15 protein-coding genes are annotated in these 17,181 nt (G+C 67.4%); 10 read left to right on the forward strand and 5 right to left on the reverse strand.

Annotated elements, in window-relative coordinates:
* Positions 1-5 precede the first annotated feature (5 nt).
* Positions 6-1,100, reverse strand: a complete 1,095-nt coding sequence (locus tag DES47_RS08215) for a saccharopine dehydrogenase family protein (protein ID WP_133700195.1) — start codon at positions 1,098-1,100, stop codon at positions 6-8.
* Between the two features lie 141 nt (positions 1,101-1,241).
* On the opposite strand from DES47_RS08215, the gene DES47_RS08220 reads away from it, so the two are divergent.
* From DES47_RS08220 to DES47_RS08240, 6 genes are all read left to right on the forward strand, one after another.
* Positions 1,242-1,718 (forward strand): Lrp/AsnC family transcriptional regulator, encoded by a 477-nt coding sequence (locus DES47_RS08220; protein WP_133700196.1) that lies wholly within the window; start codon positions 1,242-1,244, stop codon positions 1,716-1,718.
* Positions 1,719-1,738: 20 nt separating this feature from the next.
* Positions 1,739-4,222, forward strand: coding sequence for a protein kinase domain-containing protein (locus DES47_RS08225; protein ID WP_133700197.1), 2,484 nt, complete (start codon positions 1,739-1,741; stop codon positions 4,220-4,222).
* Positions 4,219-5,241: an alpha/beta fold hydrolase gene (locus DES47_RS08230; protein WP_133700198.1), complete on the forward strand. Its 1,023-nt coding sequence runs from the start codon at positions 4,219-4,221 to the stop codon at positions 5,239-5,241. The genes DES47_RS08225 and DES47_RS08230 overlap by 4 nt, the downstream gene beginning before the upstream one ends.
* A 127-nt stretch (positions 5,242-5,368) precedes the next feature.
* Positions 5,369-5,512 carry a hypothetical protein gene (locus DES47_RS28670; protein WP_166651912.1) on the forward strand — a complete coding sequence of 48 codons (144 nt, stop codon included), beginning with the start codon at positions 5,369-5,371 and terminating at the stop codon, positions 5,510-5,512.
* A 214-nt stretch (positions 5,513-5,726) separates the two neighbouring features.
* The gene (locus DES47_RS08235) at positions 5,727-7,556 is read left to right on the forward strand and encodes a PAS domain-containing protein (RefSeq protein WP_133700199.1); all 1,830 of its coding nucleotides are present in this window, start codon (positions 5,727-5,729) and stop codon (positions 7,554-7,556) included.
* Positions 7,557-7,827: 271 nt separating this feature from the next.
* Positions 7,828-10,242 (forward strand): two-component system response regulator, encoded by a 2,415-nt coding sequence (locus tag DES47_RS08240; RefSeq protein ID WP_133700200.1) that lies wholly within the window; start codon positions 7,828-7,830, stop codon positions 10,240-10,242.
* On the opposite strand, the gene DES47_RS08245 is transcribed toward DES47_RS08240, so the two are convergent.
* Positions 10,229-11,443, reverse strand: coding sequence for a M24 family metallopeptidase (locus DES47_RS08245; protein ID WP_133700201.1), 1,215 nt, complete (start codon positions 11,441-11,443; stop codon positions 10,229-10,231). The genes DES47_RS08240 and DES47_RS08245 overlap by 14 nt on opposite strands.
* Before the next feature lie 173 nt (positions 11,444-11,616).
* Between DES47_RS08245 and DES47_RS08250 the strand changes: the two genes are divergently transcribed.
* Positions 11,617-12,780 (forward strand): alpha/beta fold hydrolase, encoded by a 1,164-nt coding sequence (locus tag DES47_RS08250; protein WP_133700202.1) that lies wholly within the window; start codon positions 11,617-11,619, stop codon positions 12,778-12,780.
* Between the two features lie 4 nt (positions 12,781-12,784).
* Here DES47_RS08250 and DES47_RS08255 read toward each other — a convergent pair whose 3' ends face one another.
* Together DES47_RS08255 and DES47_RS08260 are read right to left on the reverse strand one after the other, a co-directional pair.
* Complete coding sequence (locus tag DES47_RS08255; protein ID WP_133700203.1) at positions 12,785-13,579, reverse strand: LytR/AlgR family response regulator transcription factor; 795 nt, start codon at positions 13,577-13,579, stop codon at positions 12,785-12,787.
* Positions 13,576-14,583 (reverse strand): sensor histidine kinase, encoded by a 1,008-nt coding sequence (locus DES47_RS08260; RefSeq protein WP_166651913.1) that lies wholly within the window; start codon positions 14,581-14,583, stop codon positions 13,576-13,578. Before DES47_RS08260 ends, DES47_RS08255 begins: the two co-directional genes overlap by 4 nt.
* A 139-nt stretch (positions 14,584-14,722) precedes the next feature.
* On the opposite strand from DES47_RS08260, the gene DES47_RS08265 reads away from it, so the two are divergent.
* Both DES47_RS08265 and DES47_RS08270 read left to right on the forward strand, forming a co-directional pair.
* The gene (locus tag DES47_RS08265; protein ID WP_133700205.1) at positions 14,723-15,301 is read left to right on the forward strand and encodes an NnrU family protein; all 579 of its coding nucleotides are present in this window, start codon (positions 14,723-14,725) and stop codon (positions 15,299-15,301) included.
* 22 nt (positions 15,302-15,323) lie between these two features.
* Complete coding sequence (locus tag DES47_RS08270) at positions 15,324-15,971, forward strand: CatA-like O-acetyltransferase (protein WP_133700206.1); 648 nt, start codon at positions 15,324-15,326, stop codon at positions 15,969-15,971.
* Here DES47_RS08270 and DES47_RS08275 read toward each other — a convergent pair.
* Positions 15,968-16,786, reverse strand: a complete 819-nt coding sequence (locus DES47_RS08275) for a trypsin-like serine protease (RefSeq protein WP_133700207.1) — start codon at positions 16,784-16,786, stop codon at positions 15,968-15,970. The genes DES47_RS08270 and DES47_RS08275 overlap by 4 nt on opposite strands.
* Before the next feature lie 187 nt (positions 16,787-16,973).
* On the opposite strand from DES47_RS08275, the gene DES47_RS08280 reads away from it, so the two are divergent.
* Positions 16,974-17,180 (forward strand): YgaP-like transmembrane domain, encoded by a 207-nt coding sequence (locus DES47_RS08280; protein ID WP_133700208.1) that lies wholly within the window; start codon positions 16,974-16,976, stop codon positions 17,178-17,180.
* Position 17,181 lies beyond the last annotated feature (1 nt).

Consider the following 17,181-nt stretch of genomic DNA (forward strand, 5'->3'; position numbering starts at 1 on the left):
GTCACTCACCCGATGGACTCAACCTGCCGCGACTGCTGGTACGCCTTGCCGAAGCGGTTCGCCAGGAAAGCCGGCAACTCTACTTGCTCCTGACGGATGAAGCCAGCACGGGGCAGCTTGCCCTCGCGGAACAGGTCGACGGCGGCGCAGATGCCGGCGGCGGTGGTGATCTGGATGGCGGACAGCGGCGCGGCCTCATCGCGGTCGGCAAAGATCTTGCGGGCGAACACCTCCTGCACCAGGCTGCCCCCGCGCATGCCGGAGACGGTCACAAACACGAGCACCACGTCCTGCATCGTCGCGGGCATGGACTTGCGCATGATGTTCTTCAGCGTCTCCTGGTCGCTCTTCAGCTGCAGGTCGTGCAGCAGCATCATCATCAGGTCGCGGTGGCCGGGGTAGCGCACCGTCTTGTAGTCGAGATTGCGCACGCGGCCGGCCAGGGTTTCGCACAGCGTGCCCAGGCCGCCCGAGGTGTTGAAGGCCTCGTACTCGGTGCCGTCCAGCGAGAAGTGCTCCAGGCCTTCCAGTGGCAAGGCGGCGATGGTCTCGCCGTCGTGGATGCTTTCGCAGGGGTGGCAGTACTCGTTGATCAGGCCGTCCACGCTCCAGGTCAGGTTGTACTTCAAGGCATTGGTCGGGAAGGCCGGCAGCGCGCCGACGCGCATCTTCACGTCGTGCAGCGAGTCGAAGCTCTTGGCCAGGTGATGGGCGACGATGCCGATGAAGCCGGGCGCCAGCCCGCACTGCGGCATGAAGGCGGTCTTGGCGCCCTCGGCGATGCGCTTGATCTCCTTGGTGGCGGCCACGTCTTCCGTCAGATCGAAGTAGTTGCAGCCGGCTTCCAGCGCGACATGGGCCACGGTGATGGCCAGGTGGTAGGGCAGTGCGTTGATGACCGTCTCCTGGCCCTTCAGCGCGGCGAACAGGGCCTTGGCATCTTCGGTGTCGACCACCAGCGTTTTGACACCGACCGGCTCCAGCTTGGCCAGCGCCGCGGCGCTCTTGTCCATCACCGTTACCTGGTAGTCACCGCTGCCTTGCAGCAAACGGGCAATGGTCTGGCCGATGTGTCCGGCGCCTAGCAGTGCAACTTTCATGGGGGTCTCCAAAGCGGGTGGTGTTGCGCCGCAGTCTAGGAGTGACCAATGACGAAAGAAAGCATGAGTTCGACGGATAAGATCGAAACTTTGACGTATCGTCACCAGATTCAATCGATACGTCCGATTCAAGGGTTATCCATGAGCGATGCTTCCACCCCCGTTCCGAGCGCGCCGGGCGCGCCGAAAGACCAGCTGGACCGCGACCTGATCGCGCTGCTGCAGGCCAACGCCCGCGAGAGCACGGCCAATCTGGCACGCAAGCTGGGCGTGGCGCGTACCACCATCGTGGCGCGGCTGGCGCGTCTCGAAGCCGACGCGGTGATCGTCGGCTACACGGTGCGCCTGGGCGTCGAGGCGGCCGAGCGGGCGGTGCAGGCCTTCGTCGGCCTGAGCATCAGCCCCAAGGCGGCGAAAGAGGTGATTCGGCGGCTGACCCGGCTGCCGGAACTGCGCCAGCTCAGCTCGGTTAGCGGCGAGTTCGACTACATGGCCCTGCTGCGCACCGAGTCCACCACCCGGCTGGATGCGCTGCTGGACGAAATCGGCGAGATGGAAGGCGTGATCAAAACCACCACCTCGGTGGTCTTGGCGGTGCGCATCGACCGGATGGCGTAACAAATGCAAGCGCCTGCGGCATGATGTCCGGCCCCCACCGCATCGCTGCCATGGCCCAGCCACCCGCCTCGAACCCGAACGACGATCCCACGGTGATCCAGGGGCGCTCGGGCGTGGCCGCGGCGGAGGACCCCGACGCGACGATTCTGGACAGCTCGCGGCGGCGCCCGCAGGTGCCGCGTCATGACGAAGACGCCACCGTCATCAAGCCTCGCGTCACCCAGGTGCTGCCCGGGCCGGGCGCGGCGCCTGCACTTGCCGCGCCGCCACCCCCGCGCCGCCCGCCGCTGCCCAAGGGCAATGCGATCGCGCTGCCGGTGGGCTTCAGGCTGCACGAGTACCGCATCGACGCCGTACTGGGCCAGGGGGGCTTCGGCATCACCTATCTGGCCACCGATGTGAACCTGAATGCGCCGGTGGCGGTGAAGGAGTATCTGCCCGAGGACATCGCCTTCCGCTCGTCGACGCGCAGCGTATCGCCGAATGCCAGCGAGCACCGCGAGCGCTACCAGCAGGGGCTGGACAGCTTTCTGGTCGAGGCCCGCACGCTGGCCAGCTTTCGCCACCCGAACATCGTGCGCGTGGCCCGCTTCTTCGAGGCTCATGACACCGCCTATATGGTGCTGGAGTATGAGAAGGGCGCCTCGCTGAAGAGCTGGTGGCCGCAGCACAGCGAGATCGGCGAGAAGGGCCTGGCGCGGTTGCTGCAGCCGCTGCTGGACGGCCTGGCCGTGGTCCATGCCACCGGCTTTCTGCACCGCGACATCAAGCCCGACAACATCCAGCTGCGCCAGGAGGACGGCCGGCTGGTGCTGCTGGATTTCGGCTCGGCCGGCCAGGCGGTGGCCGTCAGCGACCCGGCCACCGTGGTCGTGACCCCTGGCTATGCGCCGATCGAGCAGTACGGCCTGGGCGAGCAGGGCCCCTGGACCGATATCTACGCGCTGGGAGCCACGCTGTACTGGATGATCAGCGGCAAGAAGCCGCCCGATGCCGAGAGCCGCTGGATGATTTCGCAGTCCTCGCCCAGCGCCACCCACCTGCCGAGGGATCCGATGCCGGCCGCGGTGGAGGTCGGCCGTGGCCGCTACAGCGAGAGCTTTCTGCAGGCCATAGACTGGGCGCTGAACCCCGACCCCAAGGCCAGGCCGCGCGATGTGGCCGAGTGGCGCACCCTGCTGTTCGCGGCCCAGGCCTCGAACTTGAGCCTTCGCGATGCGCTGCGCTCCGGCGATGTGCTTCAGGGCGGCGCCGCCCTGGTGCGCAAGCCACGCCAGGGCCTGCAGCGCGCGGCACGCGGCCTGGTCCAGGTGCTGCACCCGGGCGCCTGGCCGCTGGCGGTGAAGATGGCCGTGGCCATGGTGCTGACGGCGCTGCTGCCGATGCTGATCACCGCCTACTACAACCTCAATGGCAGCCTGGCAGCCGTCTCGACCAGCGAGCTGCGCAATCTGGAGCAGCTGGCGCGCAGCACGGCCGGGCGCCTGGCCCAGCTGATAGGCGACAGCCAGAAGCTGGCACGGTCGTTGGGCACCGATGGCGATTTCACCGCCTTCCTGGCCCATCCGGAGCCGGCGCACCGTGATGCGATCAAGAGCAAGCTGGAGCGTCTGGTGGCCGCGAACCGCGACATCCATCTGATCATGGTGATGGATGCCAAGGGCACGGCCCTGGTGTCCAGCGACGCCGAACTGATCGGCCGCAACTTCGCCTTCCGCCAGTATTTCAAGTCGGCGATGCAGGGCCAGTCCTATGTGACCGGCATCGTCGTCGGGGCGGTGGCCGGGGCGGCGGGCATGTTCTACGCTGAGCCCATCTTTGATGCAAGCAAGCAAGTCGTCGGCGCCGTCGTGCTGCGCATCCGCGCATCCAGCTTTGCCAGCATCCTCGACGAGGTGCAGGACGAAGCCAAGCGGGTGTCCATGCTGATCGATGGCGACGGCGTGCTGATCTACCACCCGCGCGAGGACCTGCTCTACCGCAGCCTGATGCCGCTGAGCGCCGACACCCTGGCCGCCATCCGCGCCGATCAGCGCTTTCGCCGCAACGACATCGGCAGCCTGAATCTGCCCGAGCTGGCGGCGGCGATCAAGAGCACGCAGACCATGGGCCATGTGGACTACCAGTCGGCCGTGACCCAGCGCGCCGAGGTGGCCGGCTTCGCGCCGGTGCCGGGCCATGACTGGACGGTGGTGGTCAGCGAGGCGCGCGAGGAGTTCGAGGCGCCGCTGCAGCAGCTGTTCACTCACCTGCTGATCAGCGTCGCCCTGGTCGGGCTGCTGTTCCTGGGCCTGGCCCTGCTGTTCGCGCGCAGCATCGTGCGACCGATCAAGCAGCTGACCCAGGCCGCGCAGGCGCTGAAAAACGGCGACTTCGATGCCGCCACCGTCACCGTCAGGCGCCGCGACGAGATCGGCCTGCTGGCCCGCACCTTCAATGTGATGATAGACGTGCTGCGCCAGCGCGAGCGTGAACGCGAGCATGGCGGGAGCCCGCGCGAATGAGTTTGGCGAACGGACTCTGGACCGACTGGAGCGCCGCCGCCGAGCGCCTGGACCGGCGCTTTGCCGGTCTGTACCAGCTGCGCTCCTTCGACTACCGCCAGCCGCTGCGTCTGCAGCAGGGCGTACCCCGGCGCCTGCAGCGGCCCTACACCACGCCGGTGGCCTATGCCGACTGGGGGCCGCGCGATGCACCGATACTGATCTGCTGCGGCGGCGTGGCCAACACCGCGATGCGCTTCAGCTTTCTGGCCGCCGACCTGAGCCGCCACCCGGCCGGCGCCTGGCGCGTGATCGCCCCGGACTGGCTGGGTCGTGGCCAATCGGGCTGGCTGGCCGACGAATGCGAGTACGCGCGCGACACCTACGTTGAGCAGCTGCGCCAGCTGATCGCCCACCTCGGCGGCGGGCCGGTGGCGCTGCTCGGCTCGTCGATGGGCGGCTCGGTCGGCCTAGCCTTGGCCGCCAGCAATCCTTCCCTGGTCAGCCGCTTGATACTCAATGACGTCGGTCCGCACATCCCGCGCGCGCGCCGCCTGAAGCGGGCCAACACGCTGGCGCGCCACTACGTGTTCCGCTCGCCGGCCGACATCATGCGGCGCGTCGGGGCCTCGCACAAGAACGACGGCCCGGTGCCGGAAGATATCCGCCTGTTCCTGGCCTGGCACCAGACCCGCTGGTCGCGCGAGAACGCCGGCCGCGTCTACCGGCTGGACCCGCGCGCGCTGCAGGCCTACCGCACCGATGCCCAGCAGGCGGTGGACCAGTGGCAGGCCTGGCGCCGGCTCGACTGCCCGCTGCTGGTGCTGCACGGCATGCAATCCGATGCCCTGCTTGCACCCACCCTGCGCCGCATGCAGAAAACGCAAGACATGACCCTGGTGCACATTCCGCAGACCGGTCACACGCCGGTGTTGTTTGATCGGAACCAGACCGGGTTGCTGGGCCACTGGCTGGCGTCTGGCAGGCGCGAGGCCGCCGAGCTGTCGCTACCGCTGGCCTGGCCACGCCAGCCCTGGTAGCGTTCGCCATCTTGGTGCATCGTATTTGATGCCAACTTGATGCCGTGGCGGGTATTGCACCTTTTTGCTGCAAATTATTGGCATGTGTCTTGCGTGCGTGGGGCTCATCCGATCAAAGGAGTCAGCGATGCAAGCAATGAATGTTCATCAGGTTGTCCAGCGTGGGCGCGGCCAGCGCCTGCTGGTACCGGCCAAGGCGTTGATCGTGCTGGCCTTCACCTGGGGTGTGCTCTATCCGACCCTGCTGTGGAGTCTGCGGCACGTGTTCTAGCCCTTTTGCGTCCGGGCGGGGCGCCTTGCGCCCGCGACGAACCTATGGAAACGTGCACAGGGCCCGCATCCTTGATATAACTCAAGTGAGGCCCGGGTCGCAGCGCATGCTCCCTAACGCTGTCATCAACTTTCTTCTTGCAGCGCTGCCGGTCCTGACACGGAGCCTCCACCCGACGTGAGTCTCACAGGCTCGGCGTCGTCAAGGGGGTTGTATGTCGTCTTCTGAGCGGGCAGATCTGACGCTGGCGGCCGCAGGCCTGCAGGCCTTGATGGGCTGCGACTTGCCGATGGGCCTGGCGGTGCTGGACCGGCACTTGCGCTATGTGCAGATCAACGAGTTGCTGGCCAGGGCCAATGGGCTCGGTGTGGCCGAGCATCTGGGGCGCAGCGTGCGCGAGGTGCTGCCCAAGGCGGCCGATCAGCTCGTGCCTCTGTTGCAGGCGGTGCTGGACAGCGGCCAGGGCCGTGCCAACTTCCGCGTCGCCGCCGAGGTGCCCAGCGTACCGGGCGAGGTCTCGGACTGGCAGGCCAGCTATATGCCCATCAAGGACGCCGAGGGTCGGGTCATCGGTGTGCTGGTGCAGGCGGTCAACCATTCGCTGGAGGGTCAGGCCCGGCTGATCAGGGAGGAGGGCGAGCAGCGCTTGCGCCGGGTGCTCGACAGCCTGTTCGTGTTTGTCGGCGTGCTCAGCCCGGAAGGCGTGCTGCAGGAAGCCAACCGCGCGCCGCTGGAGGCCGGAGGGGTCAGCCTCGAAGAGGTGCGCGGCAAACCCTTCTGGGACACCTACTGGTGGAGCCATGACCCGGACCTGCAGGACTGGTTGCGCCAAAGCGCCCAGCGCGCCGTCGCCCTGGGTGAGACCTTGCGCCGGGATGTTGAGGTTCGAATGGCCGGCGACAGTCGCATGGCGGTTGACTTCATGCTGGCGCCGCTGCACGACGCCGAGGGACGCACCACCCATCTGATTGCCTCGGGCATCGACATCAATACCCGCCGGGCCAGCGAGCGCGCGTTGCGCGACAGCGAGGACCGCTATCGCCGCGTGTTCGAGGGTTCGACCATGGGCAAATGTCTGGTCGGCAGCGATGGCGCGATCCTGGTCGCCAACCCGAGCATGGCGATGATGTTTGGCTATTCCGCCGAAGAGATGGTGGGCATGACGGTGCACGAGCTGGTGCCGCAGCGCCAGCGCTCGGGGCATGTGGGCCTGGTGCGCCAGTTCTTGCGGCAGCCGCAGCGCCGGCTGATGGCGCAGCGTCAGGAGCTGTTTGCGTTGCGCCGCGATGGCAGCGAGTTTCCGGTCGAGATTGCGCTGAATCCCTTGCGCGAGGGCAATGACCAGCAGGTGCTGGCGACCATCAGCGATGTCACCGATCGGCGCGCGGCGCAAATGGAGATTGAAAGGGCGCTGCGGGAGAAGACGGTGTTGCTCAACGAGGTGCATCACCGCGTCAAGAACAATCTGCAGATCATTTCCAGCTTGCTCAATCTGCAGGCGCGCAACGCCGAGCCGGGGGTCAAGGTGGCCTTGCAGGACAGCCAGAGCCGGGTGCGTGCGATGGCGCTGATGCACCAGCTGCTTTACGAACGCGCCGACTTCAGCGCGCTGGAGCTGGGGCCCTACATCCGGCGTCTGGGTGGCCTGCTACGCGACACCTATCTCGGCGCAGGCTCGACCGTGCGCCTGCAGATTGTGGCGCCCGACGCCGGCCTGCGCATCGATCTACAGCGCGCCATTCCCTGCGGGCTGCTGGTCAACGAGTTGGTGACCAACTCGATCAAGCATGCCTTTCCTGGCGGCGTTGCGGGTCAGATCGTCGTCGAACTGACGGACGACGGCAGCGGGCAGGTGCAGCTCGACGTCGGCGATGACGGTGCCGGACTGTCCGAGGGCGTGGAGCCCGGTCAGGGCGGAGGCCTGGGCTTTCAGCTGCTGCCGGTGCTTGCCGAGCAGTGCCGGGCCAAGCTGGAGCTGCTGGACAGCGGTGGCAGGCGTGGCACGCACTGGCGCCTTTTGCTGCAGATCAACAGGGCCTGTTAACACTACGTCTGCCTGATGCGTTGCCACACAAATCGCCGTGAACTAGGCGCAAAACGAAACCGGGGTAGGTCCCCCGGTGAGGCTTTGCAACGACGTGCACGGCGATTTGTGTGGCAACCCTTCGGGAGCGGGGCTGAAAGGGCCCCACTCGTCGTTGAACTCCTAGCCCAGGCGGCCAGCCTGGGCGTCGTCGTCCGCCTAGATTGGGGCCCTTTCAGCCCTGTTCGCACAGGCGGACGTAGTGTTAGCAGGCCCTACCAGGGAGTACAAGATGCTGGATCTGCTTGACCGACCACTGCGGGTGCAGATTGTCGAGGATGAACGCATCGTCGCGCTGGACCTGCGCAGCGGCCTGGAGCAACTGGGTTTCGATGTCGTCGGCATTGCCGCCAACGAGCCCGATGCGCTGCGCATGGCCGAGTCCACCCTGCCCGATCTGGTGCTGATGGACATCCATCTGGATGACGGCAGCGATGGCATCAGCGCGGCGCGCCAGATTCGCGAGCGCCTGTCGGTGCCGGTGGTCTTCCTCACCGCCTATGGCGAGCCCGAAACGCTGACGCGAGCCGCCCAGGCCGCGCCCTATGGCTATCTGCTCAAGCCCTTCGAGCTGCGCGAGCTCAATGCCACCGTGCGGATGGCCCTGGTGCGCCGCCAGGAAGAGCGCAAGACCGAGAGCGCTCAGCGCCGCCTGCAACTGGCGCTGGAGTCGGCGCGGCTGATGGTGCTGGAGCTCGACGACGGCGGCAAGAGGCTCAACTGGAGCGGTCAGGCGCTCAGCGATGACCTCGCCGGCCTGGCCGCCACCCAAGGTCTGGGCGGTCTGCTGGCGGGCCTGGACGAGGCCGGCCAGCAGGCCTTCGATGCCCTGCTGCAGCGCGGCGAACCGATCGACCTGACCTGCCGTTGGCAGGACGGTGCAGCGCCTACCCGCTGGCTGGAGTTGCATGCACGACGCTTCGCCACCGAACGCCTGGTGATGGGCATGGTGCGCGACGTCTCGGCCCGCGTCGAGCGAGAAACCCGGCTGCGCCAGGCCCTGGTGGTATTCGATGCCACCGAGGAGGCGATCCTGTTTCTCGACGCAACGCAGCAGGTGCTCAGCTGCAATCCCGCCTTCAGCCGCATGACCGGCTGGACCGAGGCCGAGGTACGGGGCCGCCGGCCGGACGACTTCCTCTACGCCCGTCGCCACGGTGACCAGCCGGCCCTGGCGGAGTCTTCTCGGTCGGGCCCGGCGCCGCGGCAGGGCGAGGTGATGTGCTGCCGTGCCGACGCCAGCCTGTTCCCGGCCCTGGAGCATCTGTGCGCCGTGCTCGACGAGCGCGGTCAGGTCAGCCACTATGTATTGAGCTTCTCCGACATCAGCGAGATCCGCGCCACCCAGTACGAGCTGCGCCATCAGGCCCTGCACGACCCGCTGACCGGTCTGGGCAATCGCCTGCAGCTGCAGGAGGCGCTGCATGCGCGCACGGTGCGCGCTGCCCAGGCCAGCGCGCCCTTCGGCCTGCTGTTCATCGACCTCGATGGTTTCAAGAACATCAATGACACGCTGGGCCATGACTGCGGCGACGATCTGCTGATGGCGGTTGCCGACCGCCTGCAGACCCTGCTGCGCCGCGAAGACCTGGCGATACGGCTGGGCGGCGACGAGTTCGTCGTGCTGATGCACGACCCCGGCCAAAACGGTGCCGCCCTGCTGCTGGCGCAGAAGCTGCTGAACGCGATCGCCAAGCCGGTGAGTTTGGGCGCGCAGTCGGTCAGCGTCACGGCCAGCATAGGCGTGGCCCTGTTCCCGCAGCATGCCAGCACGGCCCACGGCCTGCTGAAGGCCGCCGATGCGGCCATGTATGAGGCCAAGGCACGCGGGCGCAGCCGCGCCGCCGTCTACGAGCACGCCCTGGCCGATGTGGCGGCCGCTCATATGCAGCTGGAGCAGGGCCTGCGCCGCGCGCTGGAGCTGCGTCAGCTGAGCCTGCACTGGCAGCCCATGGTCGAGCTGGACACGGGCCGTCTGCTGGGTGCCGAGGTGCTGTTGCGCTGGCAGCATCCCGAGCTGGGTGCGGTGCCACCCCACCGTTTCATCCCGATCGCCGAGGCCACCGGCCTGATCTGCCCGATCGGTGCCTGGGTGCTCGACCAGGCCTGTGCCCAGGCCGCCGCCTGGCAGTACGCCGGTCAGGGCTTGATGCGGGTGGCGGTGAACATCTCGGTGCGCCAGTTCGAGCAGGAGGATGTGTTGCACCTGGTGCGCACCACCTTGCAGCGCCATGGACTGGCGCCCGAGCGGTTGGAGGTCGAGGTCACCGAAAGCCTGTTCGGCAACGGCGCGGCGATGCGCCGCGTGCTCAGCAGCTTGCGTGACCTGGGCGTGCGCGTGTCACTGGACGATTTCGGCACCGGCTTTTCCTCGTTGGGCCAGCTGAAGAGCCTGCCGATGGACCGGCTGAAAATAGACCGCAGCTTTGTCTCCGACCTGCCGCATGACGCCAGCAGCCGTGCCATCGTCCAGACCATCATCACCTTGGCGCTGAGCCTGGGCCTGGACATCACCGCCGAGGGCGTCGAGACCGAGGAGCAGCGCCGGGCCCTGCTGGCGCTGGGCGTGACCGAGGCCCAGGGCTGGCTATTCCACCGCGCCATGGCGGTGGAACAGATGCAGGCGCTGCTGCTCAGCCAAGCCTGAACGGATCGTCGATCGAGTGCGCCGGCTCGGTAAACCAGCGCGGCCCCTCGGCCGTCATGAACACATGGTCCTCGTGGCGTATGCCGAACTCGCCGGGCATGCAGATCATCGGCTCGTTGCTGAAGCACATGCCGGCTTCCAGCGGCGTGTCGTCGCTGTCCACCAGATAGGGCCACTCGTGGATGTCCAGGCCGCAGCCATGACCGGTGCGATGGGGCAGGCCGGGCAGGTCATAGCCGCCGCTCAGGCCGCCGGCGGCGAGCACGCGGCGGGCGGCGCGGTCCACCTCCTTGCAGGCCACGCCCAACTGGGCGGCCTCGAAGGCGGCGGCCTGGGCGGCCTTTTCCAGATCCCAGATGCGGCGCTGGCGCTCGTCGGGCGTGCCGAACACATAGCTGCGCGTGATGTCCGACATATAGCCGTGCACCAGGCAGCCGGTGTCGATCAGCACCATGTCGCCGTCCTTCAGCAGCTGCGGCTCCTTCACGCCATGGGGGAATGCGGTGGCGGCGCCGAACAGCACGATGCAGAAATAGGAGCCGCGGGCGCCGACCTTGCGGTGGGCCTGGGCGATGAAGGCCTCGACCTCCAGGGTCGAGATGCCGGGTTGGAGCATGCTGGCCGTGGCCTGGTGCACGGCCAGGGTCATGTCGTGCGCCCGCTGCATCAGCGCGATCTCGTTGGCCGATTTGCGCATCCGGCAGCCGGCCGTCACCGGCTTGGCGTTCCTCCATCGGTAGGCCTCGCCGGCCTGGGCCAGGCCATCGGTGATGAAGAAGGGGCAGTCCTCGCTGAGGCCGATCACGGCCCCTGCTGCCACGCCCATGCGTGCCAGCGTGGCATGGACCAGCGCATAGGGGCTCTCATGCTCGTGCCAGGTATTGACCCCGCCGGGCACTCCCATGTAGTCGCGCAGGGTGCCCGCCTCGAAGGCCGGGGCGATGTATTCCAGCGCGCCCTCGGCCGGGATGATGACGCCGACCATGCGCTCGCTGGGGTACCAGACGGTGCCCGAGAAGTAGGTCATATTCGTGCCGGCATGGGCGTAGAGGGCGGCATAACCCAGCTCGCGCATCCGCGCCTGGGCCCGGGCGATGCGCTGGCGGTGCTCGTCCAGGCCTATCGGCGTGGTGCCGGCCATCATGTTCTCCAGGGCCGCCAGGGCCTGTTCCGCGGTCTTGCCGCCGACGCCAACAGTCATCTTTGCACTCCAGCAGGGTGTTGATATATCGGCGCAATATAGCGTGCCACTACGTTTCGGTCATCACCGGCAACCGCTGGCGGTCGGCAGGCGACCGTTGGCCGACAAGGCGGGTACGTGCTGCGCGACGAGACGCGACAGTGCAGGCTTCTGCACACCTGCCAAGGATTCCCATGACTCCCACCCTGCTTCGCCTGACCCTGCTCTGCGCAGCGCTCGCTTCCTCATCGGCCCAGGCCTACGACGGCCCGGTGCACAAACAGCCCTTCGGCCTGGCCAGCTACCAGACGGTCAACGGCCAGACCATCAAGCAGCTGCGCATCGGCTACGAGACCTATGGCCGGCTGAATGCCGCACGCGACAACGTCATCCTGATCAACCATTACATCACCGGCACCTCGCACGCTGCCGGCAGGTACGCGGCCAGCGATGCCGCGCCGGGCTATTGGGACGCGCTGATCGGCGCCGGCAAGGCCATAGACACCGACCGCTTCTTCGTCATCGCTGTCGACGCGCTGGCCAACCCGAACAGCAAGTCCCCGACGGTGGTGACCACCGGCCCGGCAACCCTTGACCCCGACACCGGCAAGCCCTATGGCCCGCGCTTTCCGGTGCTGGCCACGCGAGACAATGTCGAGGTGCAGCGCGCCCTGCTCGACTCGCTGGGCATCACCAAGGTCCATGCAGTGATCGGGGCCTCGGCCGGGGCTTGGGCTTCGGTGGAATGGGCCTCGGCCTATCCGGAGCGGGTGCAGCGCCTGCTGTCCATCGTCGGGCCCGGGGTCGAAAGCCCCGCCTATGCGATTGCCAAGATGAGTGCCTGGGGCGCGGCCGTCAAGGCCGACCCGAACTGGGCCGGCGGTGACTACTACGGCAAGGCCGAGCCGCAGGCCGGCCTTGCCCAGGCCATGCGGCTGGTGACCTTCGATGCGCTGAGCTATGCCTGGGCCGACAAAGCCCTTGGCCTGCGTTGGGCCGATGCCGCGCTGAACCCCGCTGCGGCGCTGGAGCACGCCTATGCGGTCGATGCCACCTTGACGAAGATCGGCGAGGCCCGCGCCAAGGGCATGGAGGCGAATATGTGGCTCTACACCCTGAAGGCCCTGCAGCTGCCGACGGTGCAGCCGGCCCGCATCAAGGCCCGCTCGCTGTTCCTGGCCATCAACTCGGATCTGATCTTCCCGCCGGCCCTGTCCAGGCGCGCCGTGGCAACCTTGCAGGCCCAGGGCACGCCGGCCGAGTTCCGTGAGCTGGACCTGCCCGGCGGCCATGCCGATGCGCTGGGGGCGGGTATGCTCGTTGCGGCTCCGGCCATTGCCGAGTTCCTCAGCAAGTAGACAACTACATCGGCCGGAACAGATGGCCGAAGGCGCGGCTGACCTTGATGGGCCGCGCCAGGCCCTGCAACTGCAGGTGGTAGTGGCCGATCTCGTCGCGCGTGGCGCTCAGGATCCTGGCGCTGTTGACCATCACACTGCGGTGCACCTGGATGAAGTCTTCGGCGCCGTCGAGGCGTGTCATCATCTCGCGCAGGCTGATGCGCACCAGCGCCTCGCCGCCGGTGCTGACGACGTTGACATACTTGTCGGTGGCCTCGAAGCAGATCACTTCGCCGACCGGAATCATCCGCACCAGATTGCCGACGCCGGCACGTATGACCTTGATGCGCGGCTGGGGCTCCGCCTCGGGCGCCAGGCCCTGCATACGCTGGACCAGGGCAGCCTGCTCGTTGCGGGCAGGTGCGGCGCGGCCGCCCAGGCCCTGCCGCAGGCGCAGTACCGTGCGCTGCAGGCGCTCGGCGCTGACGGGCTTCAGCACATAGTCCAGCGCCGCATGCTCGAAGGCTGGCAGGGCGAACTCGTCGTGAGCGGTGACGAAGACGATCAGCGGCAGCGCCCTGTCCTCGGGCCAGTCATCGGCAATGCCGGCCGCCACATCCAGGCCGGAGCGGCCGGGCATCTTGATGTCCAGAAACACCACATCGGGCAGCAGTTGCAGGGCCAGATCGGTGGCGGCCAGGCCGTCCTCCGCGAGGGCGACGATCTGCAGCTCTGGCCAGGCTTGGCCCAGCAGACGGCTCAAGGTGCGGGCCAGGGCCGGTTCGTCCTCGGCAATCAGCGCTCGGGGCGGGCTCACTGCGGCACCTCGACGGTCACCACCAGGCCGCCGCCGGGCCCGCTCATCAGGCTCAGACCGGCCGCCGGTCCGTATGCGGCAAGCAGACGCTGGCGCACATGCTGCAGGCCATAGCCGGCCGGTAGCGCCGGGTCCAGGCCCGGGCCGGTGTCGCTGATGGCGATCTCCAGACCCGCGTCGGTGCGCCGCGCGCGAACCTCGATGCGGCCCGGCCCGACCCGGGGCTCGATGCCATGGCGGATGGCGTTCTCGACTAGCGGCTGCAGCAGCATCGTCGGCAGGGTCAGGTCTTGCAAGCCCTCGGGCAGATCCAGCTCGTAGCTCAGCCGTGGGCCCATCCGAAAACGCATGATCTCCAGATAGGCGCGCAGCTGGGTGAACTCGGTGCGCAGGCTGCAGGTTTCGGCCCGCGAGGCGGCGAGCACGCTGCGCAGATAGACGATCAGCTGGTCCAGCATGGCCAGCGCCTGCGGGCCTTGGCCCTCTTCCTCGATCAGCGTGCGCAGATTGGCCAGCGTGTTGAACAGCATATGAGGCTCCAGCTGGGCGCGCAGCAACCGCAACTCGGCCTGAGCCGCCACGGCCTGCTCGCGTGCCAGCCGGTCGCGGGTGGCGAAGTAGAGCAGGCCCAGGGCGGCGGTCAGGGCGGTGAACAGGATGGGCACCATACGGTCCTGCACATGGCCGAACAGGAACACCGGCTCGCCGAGCAGCAGGAAGGCCAAACCGTGGCCCAGCGTGTAGCCCAGTGGCAGCGCGGCCAGCCAGGCCAGGGGCAAGCGCCAGCGGCCGCCAAAATGGTGCGCCTTCATCCAGAAGCCCAGCAGCGCCGCGCCGGCCAGCATGCTCAGGCCCACGCATTCGCTGATCAGCAGCAGCCGGCCGAAGCTGCCCAGGCCGGGCATCGCCGAGGCCAGCAGCGCCGCGGCAAAGGCCCAGAACAACAGCGCCTGGGCGACGACCGGCCAGGCGCGCAGCAGCGGGTGGGAGGTGAGGGCAATCAAGTGAGTATTGGAGCTGGCGGCAAGTTCGTGCTGCAATGTAGCGTTTGGCGTTGATGCGTGCCTGCGCCTGCGCCGCCAAGCGTCGGAATATGTGCGCCAACGGTGGCCGCGATTCATCAACAAGCAAGGAAGAGAGACCATGGCCTATATGGTGTTGGGACTGCTGCTGTTTCTGGGCGTGCATTCGGTGCGCATATTTGCCGACGGCTGGCGCAGTGCCCAGCGCGCCCGCATCGGTGAATCGGCCTGGAAGGGGGCCTACAGTCTGTTGTCCCTGGCGGGCTTCGCTTTGATCATCTGGGGCTATGGCCAGGCACGGTTGGAGCCGGTTGTGCTGTGGGCCACGCCGCGCGGCATGAGCCATCTGGCTGCCCTGTTGACCTTGATCGCCTTCGTGCTGGTGGCTGCCTCGCAGCTGCCGCGCAACCACATCAAGGCCCGGCTGCGCCACCCGATGCTGCTGGGCGTCAAGGTCTGGGCCCTGGCCCATCTGCTGGCCAACAACACGCTGGCCGATCTGGTGCTGTTCGGTGCCTTCCTGATCTGGGCCGTGCTTGACTTCCGCGCCTGCCGCCAGCGTGACCGTGCCGGTGCCCCGGCACCTGCGGCCGGCACCGCCGCCAACACGGCGATCGCTGTGGTGGCCGGGGTGGCGGTGTGGGCGCTGTTTGCCTTCTGGGCCCATGCGGCGCTGATCGGGATCCGGCCCTTTGCCTGACATCTCCCCTGAATCCGAAACCATGCCTCAATATCTGGACCTAGAACGCTGGCCACGGCGCGCCACCTTCGAACACTTCCGTCGCCTCGGCAACCCCTTCTTCAGTCTGTGCGGGCGCGTCGAGGTGGGGCCCATGCTGGCGCGTGTGCGCCAGCTGCCGGGCGCCACACCGTTTCTGGCCTACCACCATGCGGCGCTGCGCGCTGTGCATGCGGTCGAGGCTTTTCGTTACCGGCTGGAGGCGGGCCCGGAAGGCCCGCGGGTGCTCGTGCATGAGGTGGTCCATGCCGGTGCTGCGGTGCTGCGCGAGGATCAAACCCTGGGCTTCACGCAGCTGCGCTTCGACCGCGACTTCGGCCGCTTCGTAGAGGCGGCCAGACCGGTGCTGGAGGCGGCCAAACGCCCCGATCAGCCCGAGCTGGGTGACACCCCCGATGACCAGGCCCTGGTCCATATGACCACCATTCCCTGGCTCAGCTTCACCAGCTTCAGCCATGCCCGACCGATGGACGGCATCGACTCGGTGCCCAAGCTGGCCTTCGGTGCCTTTGCCCGCGAGGGGGATCGCACCTGGATGCCGGTGTCGGTGGACGTGCACCACGCGCTGATGGACGGCCTGCATGTCGGCCAGTTCTTTGCCGAGCTGCAGGCCGCGCTGATGCAGATCTAGCGCAGGCGGTGCCGACGCCAGGCCAGTGCCAGCAGGCCCAGCGCCAGCAGTGCCTGTGGCGCGGGTTCGGGCACGCTGCTGATCATCCAGCTGGCCATCTGGCCGTCGGCCAGGTCGGTGCTCATCGTGCTGTCTATCCAGTTGCGGTAGCTGGCCAGTTGCACAAAGCCCGACCGGTAGTTGATGGCCTGCTGGTTGGCGTCCTCGTCGTAGAGCTGTGCCGAGGCAATGCCCCACAACAGCGAGTTGGCATCGGCATGGTCTATCTGGCCCAGGAACAGGGCGCCACCGCTATCTCCGCCCTGCACATAGGGCGCGCCAAAGCCGTCCAGATAGGTCACCAGCCAGTTCACGTCCAGCGGGGGCATGGGGCCGGCATCGTCTTCGTCATAGGTGGGCATGAACTCGCGCACCGAACTCCAGGCATAGCCGCGCGGCACCTGGTTGCGGCCGGTCACGATGGTGGCCGCAATGTCGTAGCTGCTGCCGGCGCCCAAGGCGCTGGCATTCAGGTTCAGCACCGGCGCGTTGATGCTGTCGGCCAATCGCACCAGGGCCAGGTCGTTCAAGGGGAATGCGCCGCCGCCCATGTTGTAGCGTGCGGCCACGGGACTGGAGCCATAGCCGTTGCTGAATGTGTCGCCCAGGCCAAGACCCACATGGCGGGCGGTGACGACCCAGTTGGGCGCGATCTGCACGCCGTTGGAGACCTGACCGAAGGCGCTGGTGTCTATGCCACCGACAATGGCCTGGGCGCTGCCTGTGCTGGCCAACAGCAAGATCAAAAGCCCTTGGGGGATTGGTTTGATGCGCATGCCGATGTCCTTGCTGCTGTGGTGGCGCAGCCTAGGCTTCACAGCCTTGCTTGGCAATACCCATCGGAGGGATGGGGTGCCCACGACTGGCCAACCGGGAAATGCAACAAGTTGTAAGTGCGCGCACCGGATCGCACTGTGCCCTCCTCTTAGCTCCTGTTCACACCAACCGCTTGAAGGAGCCGAGATGCTTTATATGAAGAATGTGCCGAACTGGGAGCGCGTGCTGCGCGTCGTCGTCGGAGTGCTGGTTGCCGTGGGGGCCCTGATCGCCTGGCCCGACACCATCGGCTGGCTGGTGGCGGCCAGCGCAGCGGGCGCTGTGGTGTCGGGTCTGCTGGGCTTCTGTCCGGCCTGTGCCATGGTCGGGCGCAGGCTCGACAAGGGACATTGAC

This window comes from Roseateles toxinivorans, from assembly GCF_004362525.1.
Lineage (GTDB): Bacteria > Pseudomonadota > Gammaproteobacteria > Burkholderiales > Burkholderiaceae_C > Paucibacter > Paucibacter toxinivorans.

What these genes read in the sequence shown, in the direction of transcription:
- DES47_RS08215 (WP_133700195.1), bottom strand. Translation starts at nt 1,100, where the DNA reads ATGAAAGTTGCACTGCTAGGCGCCGGACACATCGGCCAGACCATTGCC.
- DES47_RS08220 (WP_133700196.1), top strand. Translation starts at nt 1,242, where the DNA reads ATGAGCGATGCTTCCACCCCCGTTCCGAGCGCGCCGGGCGCGCCGAAA.
- DES47_RS08225 (WP_133700197.1), top strand. Translation starts at nt 1,739, where the DNA reads ATGATGTCCGGCCCCCACCGCATCGCTGCCATGGCCCAGCCACCCGCC.
- DES47_RS08230 (WP_133700198.1), top strand. Translation starts at nt 4,219, where the DNA reads ATGAGTTTGGCGAACGGACTCTGGACCGACTGGAGCGCCGCCGCCGAG.
- DES47_RS28670 (WP_166651912.1), top strand. Translation starts at nt 5,369, where the DNA reads ATGCAAGCAATGAATGTTCATCAGGTTGTCCAGCGTGGGCGCGGCCAG.
- DES47_RS08235 (WP_133700199.1), top strand. Translation starts at nt 5,727, where the DNA reads ATGTCGTCTTCTGAGCGGGCAGATCTGACGCTGGCGGCCGCAGGCCTG.
- DES47_RS08240 (WP_133700200.1), top strand. Translation starts at nt 7,828, where the DNA reads ATGCTGGATCTGCTTGACCGACCACTGCGGGTGCAGATTGTCGAGGAT.
- DES47_RS08245 (WP_133700201.1), bottom strand. Translation starts at nt 11,443, where the DNA reads ATGACTGTTGGCGTCGGCGGCAAGACCGCGGAACAGGCCCTGGCGGCC.
- DES47_RS08250 (WP_133700202.1), top strand. Translation starts at nt 11,617, where the DNA reads ATGACTCCCACCCTGCTTCGCCTGACCCTGCTCTGCGCAGCGCTCGCT.
- DES47_RS08265 (WP_133700205.1), top strand. Translation starts at nt 14,723, where the DNA reads ATGGCCTATATGGTGTTGGGACTGCTGCTGTTTCTGGGCGTGCATTCG.
- DES47_RS08270 (WP_133700206.1), top strand. Translation starts at nt 15,324, where the DNA reads ATGCCTCAATATCTGGACCTAGAACGCTGGCCACGGCGCGCCACCTTC.
- DES47_RS08275 (WP_133700207.1), bottom strand. Translation starts at nt 16,786, where the DNA reads ATGCGCATCAAACCAATCCCCCAAGGGCTTTTGATCTTGCTGTTGGCC.
- DES47_RS08280 (WP_133700208.1), top strand. Translation starts at nt 16,974, where the DNA reads ATGCTTTATATGAAGAATGTGCCGAACTGGGAGCGCGTGCTGCGCGTC.